The following is a 10,154-nucleotide window of genomic DNA, read 5'->3' as shown; positions in this document are numbered from 1 at the left end:
GCGATCCAGGGTTCCGGCCAGCTGATCGGCGCGAACGGCAAGGCGATCGGCGGCCAGGGTCCGCCCACCCTGGCCGGCTACTGGCAGACCGACAGCGGGCTCAACCCGTACCGGCTGGCCGAGGGCCGGGCGCCGCAGCGGCCGGGGGAGGCGGTGATCAACCGGGGCGCGGCCAAGGCCGGGGACCTCAAGCCGGGGGACACCACCGTCCTGCGCACCCCCGACCCGGTGACGGTGACGATCGTCGGCATCGCGACCTTCGGGGAGAAGGCCGACGGCATGGGCCAGAACACCTGGACCGGGCTGACCCTGGCGGACGCCGAGCGGTACCTGACCCCGAAGGGGCGGGGCCAGGCCACCTCGATCCAGTTCCGGGCCGCGTCCGGAGTCTCCCAGCAGGAGCTGGTGACGGCGCTGTCGGCGAAGCTGCCGGCCGGGCTGGAGGCGGTGACCGGTACGAAGGTCAGCGAGGAGGCCACCAAGCAGGTGTCCAGCCGCTTCCTGACCATGTTCACCACCCTGCTGCTGGTCTTCGCGGGCATCGCGCTGCTGGTGGCGACCTTCACCATCCACAACACCTTCGCCATCGTGGTGGCGCAGCGGACCAGGGAGAACGCGCTGCTGCGGGCGCTGGGCGCGGCACGCGGCCAGGTGCTGGCGGCGACCCTGGCGGAGGCGGTGGTGGTCGGCCTGGCCGCCTCGGTGGCCGGCCTGCTGGGCGGGATCGGGGTGGCGGCGGGGCTGCGGTCGCTGTTCAAGGTGATCGGTTTCAACCTGCCGACCGGCGGTCTGGTGGTCGGCGCGGTCTCGGTGGCGCTGCCGCTGCTGGTGGGGACGGTCACGGCGGTCGCCTCGGCCGTCGCACCGGCCGTGCGGGCGGGCCGGACGGCGCCGCTGGCGGCGATGCGGGCGGTGGCGGTGGACGGCGCGGCGGACGGCCGGGCCGGCCGGATCCGCTGGATCTGCGGCGCGCTGCTGGTGGCGGCCGGGGCGGCCGGCACGGTGGTGGGCGCGACGGACGGCCCGTCGGTCGGGCTGACCGCGGGCGGCGCGGTGACGACGCTGCTCGGCGTGGTGGTGCTCGGCCCGGTGTTCGCGACCTTCGTGGTGCGGCTGCTGGGCGCCCCGCTGCCGAGGCTGCGCGGCATGCCGGGGGTGCTGGCGGAGCGCAACGCGGCCCGCAATCCGAAGCGGACGGCGGCGACGGCCAGCGCGCTGATGGTCGGCGTCACGGTGGTCTCGCTGTTCACCGTCTTCGGCGCGTCGATCAAGGCGACCATGGACGACACGGTGAGCCGGACCTTCGCCGGGGACCTCGCGGTCTCCACCGGGGGCTTCCGCGGCGGCGGGCTGAGCCCGAAACTGGCGGACGCGGTGGGTGCGCTGCCGGAGGTGGAGCGGAGCGTGGGCCTGGGCCGGGGCGTGGCCCGGGTGGACGGCCACGGCCGGACCCTGGACGTCACCGATCCGGCCCGGCTGGCCGGCATCGTCGACCTGGGCCGGGTGGACGGCTCGCTCGACCTGGGCGCCGACGGCCTGGCGGTGTCCCGCACCGAGGCGGAGAAGCAGGGCTGGCGGGTGGGTACGGCGGTCCCGGTGCGGTTCAGCGACGGCGTCGAGGCGCCGTTCACGGTGAAGGCGCTCTACCAGGGCGGCGAGCTGGCCGGTGACTACCTGGTCACCCGGGAGGCCTGGGCGCCGCACCGGGGCCAGGACGCCGACTCGCTGGTGGCGGTCGCGCTGAAGGACGGGGTGTCGCTGTCGGCCGGCAAGGCGGCGGTGACGGCGGCGGTGGCGCCGTTCGGCGACCCGAAGGTGCAGACCCGGGCGGAGTACGCGAAGAGCGCCGCCTCGGTGGTCGACATCATGCTCTCGGTGGTCTACGCGCTGCTGGCGCTCGCGGTGCTGATCGCGCTGCTGGGGATCGCCAACACGCTGACCCTGGCGGTGCACGAGCGGACCAGGGAGCTGGGCCTGCTGCGCGCGGTCGGCCAGACCCGCGGCCAGCTGCGGGCGATGGTGCGCTGGGAGTCGGTGCTGGTGGCGCTGTTCGGCACGGTCGGCGGCCTGGGCCTGGGGTCGTTCCTGGGCTGGGCGCTGGTGCGGGCGGCCGACACCGAGGGGACCGGCAGCTTCGCGGTCCCGCCGCTTCAGCTGTCGGTGGTGCTGGTGGCGGGTCTGGTCGCGGGCGCGGTGGCCGGTCTGCGGCCGGCCCGCCGGGCGGCCCGGCTGGACATCCTGCGGGCCATCGCGGCGGGCTGACCCGCCGCGGACGCACCGGAGCCCGGGCCCCCCGACCAACGGGGCCCGGGCTCCGGACGCGTATGGGCGCGGCGCGGCCTCAGGCGGCGGCGGGCAGCTCGTCCAGGCCCTCGGAGACCAGCTTGGCCAGGCGGTCCAGCGCCTGGTCGGCGCCCTCGGCGTCGGAGGCCAGCACGACCTCCTCGCCGCCCTGGGCGCCGAGCGCGAGCAGGCCGAGCATGGAGCCGGCGTTGACCGGGTTGCCGCCCGGCTTGGCGATGGTGATCGGCACGCCGGTGGCCGCGACGGCCTTGACGAAGACGGAGGCGGGACGGGCGTGCAGGCCCTCGGCCCAACCGATGGTGACGCGGCGCTCAGCCATGAGACGTGCCTTTCCGGTAAAGCTGGTCACGGCCGTGATGGGGGGAAACGGACGTGTTGTCTAGACCAGTGTTGCACGCAGGCGACCCCTCTGAGCCGCGGCGTTCGGGACTTGTGATTGTTTCTTTCAGGTCCATAAACGGCGAATAATCCCCGTTCAGGGGGCCTGTCCACCCTGCCGTGAACGCACGCCCGGCGCCATTCGGCCCGCCGCCGGATAATCTGACGGTCGTGGACGATTCCGCGGTACCGCGAACCGAGCCGGAGTACCCCCAGCACTGGGAGGCCGACATCCTCCTGCGCGACGGCGGTACGGCCCGGATCCGGCCGATCACCCCCGCCGACGCCGGACGCCTGGTCGAGTTCTACGAAGAGGTGTCCGACCAGTCCAAGTACTTCCGCTTCTTCGCGCCCTACCCCCGGCTCTCCGACAAGGACGTCCGCCGCTTCACCCACCACGACTTCGTCAACCGGGTCGGCCTCGCCGTCGTCGTCCGCGACCGCTTCATCGCGACCGTCCGCTACGACCGGATCGACCACGACGGCCGCCCCTCCGAGACCGGCACCGACGCCGAGGTCGCCTTCCTGGTCCAGGACGCCCACCAGGGCCGCGGCGTCGCCTCCGCCCTGCTGGAGCACATCGCCGCCGTCGCCCAGGAACGCGGCATCCGCCGCTTCCAGGCCGAGGTGCTGCCGGAGAACCGCAAGATGGTGAAGGTCTTCACCGACGCCGGCTACGTCCAGCGCCGCAGCTTCGCCGACGGCGTGGTCCACCTGGAGTTCGACCTCGAACCCACCGCCGCCTCGCTCGCCGTCATGCGGGCCCGCGAGCACCGCGCCGAGGCCCGCTCCGTCCAGCGGCTGCTCACCCCGCGCTCGGTCGCGGTGATCGGGGCCTCCCGCCGCCCGCAGACCGTCGGCCGGACCCTGCTGCGCGACCTGCTCACCGGCTTCGCCGGCGACGACCGCCCGGTGTACGCGGTGAACCGCGCCGCACCCCCCGGCACCGAGCTGGACGGCGTCCCGGTGCACCGCTCGATCCTCGACGTCCCCGGCCAAGTCGACCTCGCGGTGATCGCCGTCCCCGCCTCCGCCGTCCCCGAGGCGGTCGCCGAGTGCGGCGCGCACGGCGTCCAGGGCCTGGTCGTGGTCACCGCCGGCTACGCCGAGACCGGCCCCGAGGGCCGCGAGCGCCAGCGCGCCCTGGTCCGCCAGGCCCGCGCGGCCGGCATGCGGGTGATCGGCCCCAACGCCTTCGGCCTGCTCTCCACCGACCCCGAGCGGCCGCTCAACGCCTCGCTCGCCCCCGTGCTGCCCGCGCGCGGCGGCTTCGGCGTCTTCTGCCAGTCCGGAGCGATCGGCGTGGCCCTGCTGGAGGCCGCCCACCGGCGCGGCCTCGGCATCTCCTCCTTCGCCTCGGTCGGCAACCGCGCCGACGTCTCCGGCAACGACTTCCTCCAGTACTGGGCCGAGGACCCGGCCACCGACGTCGTCCTGCTCTACCTGGAGTCCTTCGGCAACCCCCGCAAGTTCACCCGGATCGCCCGCCGGCTCGCCCAGGCCAAGCCGGTGGTCGTGGTCAAGGGCGCCCGCCACACCGGCAGCCTGCCGCCCGGCCACGCCGTGCCCGCCACCGCCACCGGCCTCAAGGACGCCACCGTCGACGCCCTCTTCCAGCAGGCCGGCGTCACCCGGGTGGAGACCATCACCGAGCTGTACGACACCGGCGAACTGCTCGCCCTCCAGCCGCTGCCGCCCGGCGACCGGGTCGCCGTGATCGGCAACTCCGACTCCCTCGGCCTGCTCACCCACGACGCCTGCCTCTCCGCCGGCCTGCGCCCGCGCACCCCCGTCGACCTCACCACCGCCGCCACCGGGGAGAACTTCCGGGTCGCCCTGGACACCGCGCTCGGCGACCCCGGGGTGGACGCGGTGATCGCCGTCGCCATCCCGCCGATCGGCAACCAGGACTGGGGCCCGGGCACGGGCCGCCCCGCCGACCCGGACGACCCGGAACCCGGCTCCGACGACCCGGAGATCGCCGCCGCCCTGCTCGACGCCGGCGAACGCGCCCGCGCCGCCGGCAAGCCGCTGCTCCTCGCCCACCTGGCGCTCACCGACCTGTCCGGCCGGCTGCGCCCCGGCGGCATCCCCGCCTACCCGGCGCCCGAACGGGCCGTGCGCGCCCTCGCCCACGCCGTCCACTACGCCGACTGGCGCCACCGGATGGTCGCCGCGGAGGAGACCGCCCGGGTCCCCGAACTCGACCGGATCGACGAGGCCGGCGCCCGCGCCCTGGTCGAGGCCGCGCTCTGCACCCGCACCGCCGTGGCCGCCCGCACCCAGCCCGGGGGCGCCCGTATCACCCTGCCCGACGCCGACGCCGCCGCCCTCCTCGCCCGCTACGGCGTCGACGTCTCGCCGACCCTGCCCGCCCCCGACGAGGAGAGCGCGGTGCGCGCCGCCGCCACCCTCGGCTACCCCGTCGCGCTCAAGGCCACCGCCCCCCACCTGCGCCACCGCCCCGACCTCGGCAGCGTCCGGCTCGACCTGACCGGCGAGCCCGGCCTGCGCCGCGCCCACCGCGAACTGGACGCCCTGCTCGGCGGCGCCGCCGAGGCCCGACTGGTGGTCCAGCGGCTCGCCCCGCGCGGGGTGGACACCGTGATCGGCGCCACCGTCGACCCGGCGGTCGGCGCGATCCTCTCCTTCGGTCTCGCCGGCGCCCCCGCCGAGCTGCTCGGCGACGTCGCCCACCGGCTGGTTCCGGCCACCGACCAGGACGTCGCCTCGCTGGTCCGCGAGGTCCGCGCGGCGCCGCTGCTGTTCGGCTGGCGCGGCGCCGAGGCCGTCGACACCGACGCCCTGGAGGAACTGCTGCTGCGGGTGTCCCGGCTGGTGGACGACCTGCCGGAGGTCGCCTCGGTGGATCTCGAACCGGTGGTCGTGGCCCCGCACGGACTGGCGATCCTGGGGGCGCGCGTGCGCATCGCACCCCTGCCGGTCCGCAGTGATCTGGGCCCGCGCGCCATGAGCACGCTGTAACCTTCCTTGGTTGCGTCCGGACCGCGGGCGCCGTTGTCCGAAGCTCGGCGCCGCGCCGCCCGCTTCGTCGGCGGACCATGCCAGGATGGAGTTATGGCGAAGACCGGTACCACCACCACGCAGGACCTGCGTTCCGCGATCGAGCGCAGCGGCTACTACCCGGCCCTGGTGTCCGAGGCGGTGGAGTCCGCGGTGGGTCCCGAGCCGATCACCTCCTACCTGGTGCACCAGGAGACCACCTTCGACGCCAACGAGGTCCGCCGGCACGTCACCGTGCTGGTGCTGACCCCGACCCGCTTCGTGGTGAGCCACACCGACGAGCAGACCGGTGACGCCGCCGGCCCCGCCGTCCCGCTGGCCACCACCTCCACCGAGAGCGTCCGGCTGGACCGGATCAACTCCGTCGTGGTGAGCCGGATGGTCGCCAACCCGGAGACCTACACCCCGGGCACGCTGCCCCGCGAGGTCGTGCTGACCATCGGCTGGGGCGCCGTCCAGCGCCTCGACCTCGAACCGGCCGGCTGCTCCGACCCCAACTGCGAGGCGGACCACGGCTACACCGGCTCGGCCACCGCCGACGACCTCTCGCTGCGGGTCAGCGAGGCCGGTGACGGCCCCGAGACGGTCGCCCAGGCCCTGGTCTTCGCCCGCGCCCTGTCCGAGGCGACCATCACCAACGGCCCCCGGGTCTGATCCGCACCCGCCGTCCAGCGTCACCTCCACGTACCGCCGTCACGCGCCCACCCGTGCCGTCCGGGCACCGCCCCACCGCCCGGACCGTACCGGCCAGCCAGGAAGCCAGCCCCGCCACCATGCCCTTCGCCCCCGACGGCCACGACGCCTTCGAGCTCCTCGACCCCGCCGCCGCGCCCGCGCCCCCCTACGGCAGCGGCTCGCTCTGCGACCTGCTGCCCTCGGTGGCGGCCGGCCTCGGCGTACCCGGCTTCGAGGCGGCGCTGCCGCTGGCGCCCGCCGACCGCGCGGTGGTCTTCCTCGTCGACGGCCTCGGCTGGGAACTGCTGCTGCGCCACCCCGAGTACGCGCCGTTCCTCTCCTCGCTGACGCCCGGCTCGCTCGGCGGCACCGGCCGCCCGCTGACCGCCGGCTTCCCGTCCACCACTGCCACCTCGCTGGCCTCGGTCGGCACCGGGACCCCGCCCGGCCTGCACGGCCTGGCCGGCTACACGGTGGCGGTGCCCGGCGCCGGACACCTGATGAACCAGCTCCGCTGGCAGCCGCACACCGACCCGGGCACCTGGCAGCCGTACCCGACGGTCTTCGAGCGGGTGGACGCCGCCGGGGTGGCCACCGCCCAGGTCTCCTCCCCGCTGTTCGCCCAGACCCCGCTCACCCGGGTCGCGCTCTCCGGCGGCACCTTCCTCGGCCGCACCACCGGCGAGGAGCGGATGGACCGGGCCGCCGCCTGGCTGGCCGAGCACGACCGCGCGCTCGTCTACACCTACGTCAGCGAGCTGGACGGCGCCGGCCACCGCTTCGGCGTGGACTCCGACGAGTGGCGGATGACCCTGGACGCGGTCGACCGGCTGGCCCGCCGGCTCGCCGAACAGCTGCCCCCGCGCTCGGTGATGTACGTGACCGCCGACCACGGCATGATCGACATCGCCCCCGAGGACCGGATCGACTTCGACGAGGACTGGGAGCTCGGCGCCGGCGTCGCCCTGCTCGGCGGCGAGGGCCGGGCCCGCCACGTCTACGCCGTCCCCGGCGCGGCGGCCGACGTCCACACGGTCTGGAGCGAGGTGCTCGGCGACCGGATGTGGGTGGCCACCCGGGACCAGGCGATCGCGGCGGGCTGGTTCGGCCCCGCCGTGGACGAGCGGGTCTACCACCGGATCGGCGACGTGGTCGCCGCCGCCCGCGACGACATCGCCATCACCGCCTCCCGCAACGAGCCCGGCGAGTCCGCGATGATCGGCCTGCACGGTTCGATGACCCCGGTCGAGCAGTATGTGCCGCTGCTCGAATTCCGCCGCTGAATTCCCTTGATGTGAAAGGCCTTCGCACCACCCATGGCTGAACTGGTGTTCTTCTCCGGCACGATGGACTGCGGCAAGTCGACGCTCGCGCTCCAGATGGACCACAATCACGCCGCCCGCGGCCGGCAGGGGATCATCCTCACCCGCAACGACCGGGCCGGCGCCGCCACCGTTTCCAGTCGTCTCGGCCTGCGCACCGACGCGGTCGAAGTGACCGACGACTTCGACTTCCACGCCCATGTGGTGCACCGGCTCTCGGCCGGCGGCCGGGTCGACTACCTGATCTGCGACGAGGCCCAGTTCTTCACCCCCGGCCAGATCGACCAGCTCGCCCGGGTCGTCGACGAACTCGACATCGACGTCTACACCTTCGGCATCACCACCGACTTCCGCACCCGGCTCTTCCCCGGCTCGCAGCGGCTGATCGAGCTCGCCGACCGGGTCGAGGTGCTCCAGGTCGAGGCGCTCTGCTGGTGCGGCGCCCGGGCCACCCACAACGCCCGCACCGTCGGCGGGGTGATGGTGGTCGAGGGCGCGCAGGTGGTGATCGGCGACATCTCGGTCCGCGAGGACGAGGTCGGCTACGAGGTGCTCTGCCGCCGCCACCACCGCCGCCGGCTGACCGCCGCCACCGCCCGCGCGGCCGTCCTCTCCCCGGACGTCCTCCCCTTCGAGGAGCAGCAGGCCTAAACGGCCTCCAGCACCGAGAAGTGCCCGCCGCGCGGGTCCGCCAGCCGGGCCGCCCGGCCGCGCGGCGTCGGGTGCGGCTCCACCAGTACCCGCCCGCCCAGCTCCACCGTCCGGCGGGCCGTCAGTTCCGCGTCGGCGACCGCGAAGTGGGTGCGCCAGCGCGGCGGGTGGCCGCGCAGCTCGGCGCCGTGCCGGATCCCGGCCACCGCCCGGCCGCCGACCAGCAGCGCCGACCCGCCCTCGGCCTCCGCCACCGGCACCCCGAGCACCGCCCGGTAGAAGGACGCCGCGCCGTGCGCGTCCGGGGTGAGCAGCTCCGCCCAGGCCGGCCCGCCCGGCTCGGGACGGGCCTCCCGGCCGAGGTGCTCCTCGCCCTGCCAGAGCCCGAAGACCGCCCCCGAGACGTCCGCCGCGATCGCCAGCCGCCCGGCCCGCTCCGCCTGCAGCGGCCCGACCGCGACCGTTCCGCCGCACTCCCGCACCAGCTGGGCCGCGCGGTCCGCGTTGTCCACCGCGAAATAGGTGGTCCACTGCACCGGGAAGCCGGTCACCGAGGACACCCCGAGCCCGGCCACCGGCTCCTCGCCGAGCCGGGCGCGCACGTAGGCGCCGAGTTGGGCGGGCCCCTGGGTGAACGTCCAGCCGAGCAGTTCGCCGTAGAACGCCCGGGCGCCGGGAAGATCGTCGGTCATCAGGCTGACCCAGCACGGGGTGCCCTGGGCCAGCCGAAGTGTCAGCGCGGACATGACAGGTCTCCTCAGGGGGCGGACGGGCGCACGAAACGGCGCAGTGAGGGTGATGCTTCCACCGTGGCGCACGTCGAACCCTCGGGCCGCGCGGAAAGTCCGGCAAAGACCGCACAAAGAGCGCCGGCGCGGTCGCACTGCGCCAGAATGACCGCCATGACCACCCACTACGATGACTCCCCGCTGGTCTCGGCGGCCGAACTGCGCGAGGCGCTCGCCTCCGGGAACCCGCCGGTCCTGCTGGACGTGCGCTGGCAGCTCGGCGGCCCGCCCGGCATCGAGGAGTACACCGCCGGTCACCTGCCCGGCGCCCACTTCGTCCCGCTCGACACCGACCTCGCCGCTCCCGCCGGCCCGCCCGGCCAGGGTGGCCGGCACCCGCTGCCCGACCCGGAGGAGTTCGGCGCCGCGCTGCGCCGCTTCGGCGTCTCGGCGGACCGCCCGGTGGTGGTCTACGACGGCGCCACCGCGATGGCCGCCGCCCGCGCCTGGTGGCTGCTGCGCTGGGCCGGCCACCCCGGCGTCCGGGTGCTGGACGGCGGTTACGCGGCCTGGCGGGAGGCGGGCCTGCCGGTCACCACCGAGGTGCCGCCGGCCGGGGACGGCGACTTCAAACCGGTGCCCGGGCAGCTGCCGGTGACCGACGCGGACGGCGCGGCGGCCTGGGCCCGCGAGGCGCTGCTGCTGGACGCCCGGGCGGGGGAGCGCTACCGGGGCGAGACCGAGCCGATCGACCCGCGGGCCGGTCACATCCCGGGCGCGCTCTCCGCGCCGACCACCGAGAACGTCGGCCCGGACGGCCGCTTCCGGCCCGCCGCCGAACTCGCCGCCCGCTTCCGGGCGCTGGGCGCGGGCGAGCGGGAGACCGCCGTCTACTGCGGCTCCGGGGTGACCGCCGCGCACCAGATCCTGGCCCTCGCGGTCGCCGGCCTGCCGGCCACCCTCTACCCGGGCTCCTGGAGCGAGTGGTCCAGCGACGAGAGCCGCCCGGTCGCGGTCACCGACCAGCCGGGCTGAGCCCGCACGCCGAAGGGGCGGACGGCCGTAGCCGTCC

8 protein-coding genes are annotated in these 10,154 nt (G+C 75.3%); 6 read left to right on the top strand and 2 right to left on the bottom strand.

Annotation, left to right across the window (positions count from 1 at the left end; genetic code table 11):
• Window positions 1–2,262, top strand: a 2,262-nt coding sequence (locus ABD308_RS12330; RefSeq protein WP_344332685.1) for an ABC transporter permease, incomplete at its 5' end; no start/stop codon positions are given.
• Window positions 2,263–2,341: 79 nt separating this feature from the next.
• Here the strand turns inward: ABD308_RS12330 and ABD308_RS12325 are convergent.
• Entirely contained in the window at window positions 2,342–2,623 is a 282-nt protein-coding gene (locus ABD308_RS12325) for an HPr family phosphocarrier protein (protein ID WP_344332683.1), read from the bottom strand.
• Window positions 2,624–2,853: 230 nt separating this feature from the next.
• Between ABD308_RS12325 and ABD308_RS12320 the strand changes: the two genes are divergently transcribed.
• From ABD308_RS12320 to ABD308_RS12305, 4 genes are all read left to right on the top strand, one after another.
• Window positions 2,854–5,667, top strand: a complete 2,814-nt coding sequence (locus ABD308_RS12320; RefSeq protein WP_344332574.1) for a bifunctional acetate--CoA ligase family protein/GNAT family N-acetyltransferase — start codon at window positions 2,854–2,856, stop codon at window positions 5,665–5,667.
• Between the two features lie 93 nt (window positions 5,668–5,760).
• The gene (locus ABD308_RS12315; RefSeq protein ID WP_344332571.1) at window positions 5,761–6,360 is read left to right on the top strand and encodes a DUF5998 family protein; all 600 of its coding nucleotides are present in this window, start codon (window positions 5,761–5,763) and stop codon (window positions 6,358–6,360) included.
• 119 nt (window positions 6,361–6,479) lie between these two features.
• Entirely contained in the window at window positions 6,480–7,664 is a 1,185-nt protein-coding gene (locus tag ABD308_RS12310; RefSeq protein ID WP_344332568.1) for an alkaline phosphatase family protein, read from the top strand.
• A 33-nt stretch (window positions 7,665–7,697) separates the two neighbouring features.
• Window positions 7,698–8,354 carry a thymidine kinase gene (locus ABD308_RS12305; RefSeq protein ID WP_344332565.1) on the top strand — a complete coding sequence of 219 codons (657 nt, stop codon included), beginning with the start codon at window positions 7,698–7,700 and terminating at the stop codon, window positions 8,352–8,354.
• Here ABD308_RS12305 and ABD308_RS12300 read toward each other — a convergent pair.
• Window positions 8,351–9,100, bottom strand: coding sequence for a VOC family protein (locus ABD308_RS12300; protein ID WP_344332561.1), 750 nt, complete (start codon window positions 9,098–9,100; stop codon window positions 8,351–8,353). The genes ABD308_RS12305 and ABD308_RS12300 overlap by 4 nt on opposite strands.
• Window positions 9,101–9,256: 156 nt before the next feature.
• Between ABD308_RS12300 and ABD308_RS12295 the strand changes: the two genes are divergently transcribed.
• The gene (locus ABD308_RS12295; RefSeq protein ID WP_344332559.1) at window positions 9,257–10,117 is read left to right on the top strand and encodes a sulfurtransferase; all 861 of its coding nucleotides are present in this window, start codon (window positions 9,257–9,259) and stop codon (window positions 10,115–10,117) included.
• The last annotated feature ends 37 nt before the right edge of the window (window positions 10,118–10,154 follow it).

The organism is Kitasatospora putterlickiae (genome assembly GCF_039527695.1).
GTDB classification, from domain to species: domain Bacteria; phylum Actinomycetota; class Actinomycetes; order Streptomycetales; family Streptomycetaceae; genus Kitasatospora; species Kitasatospora putterlickiae.
The sequence above is the reverse complement of the archived record's forward strand: the minus strand, read 5'-3'. Positions and strand labels throughout refer to the sequence as shown.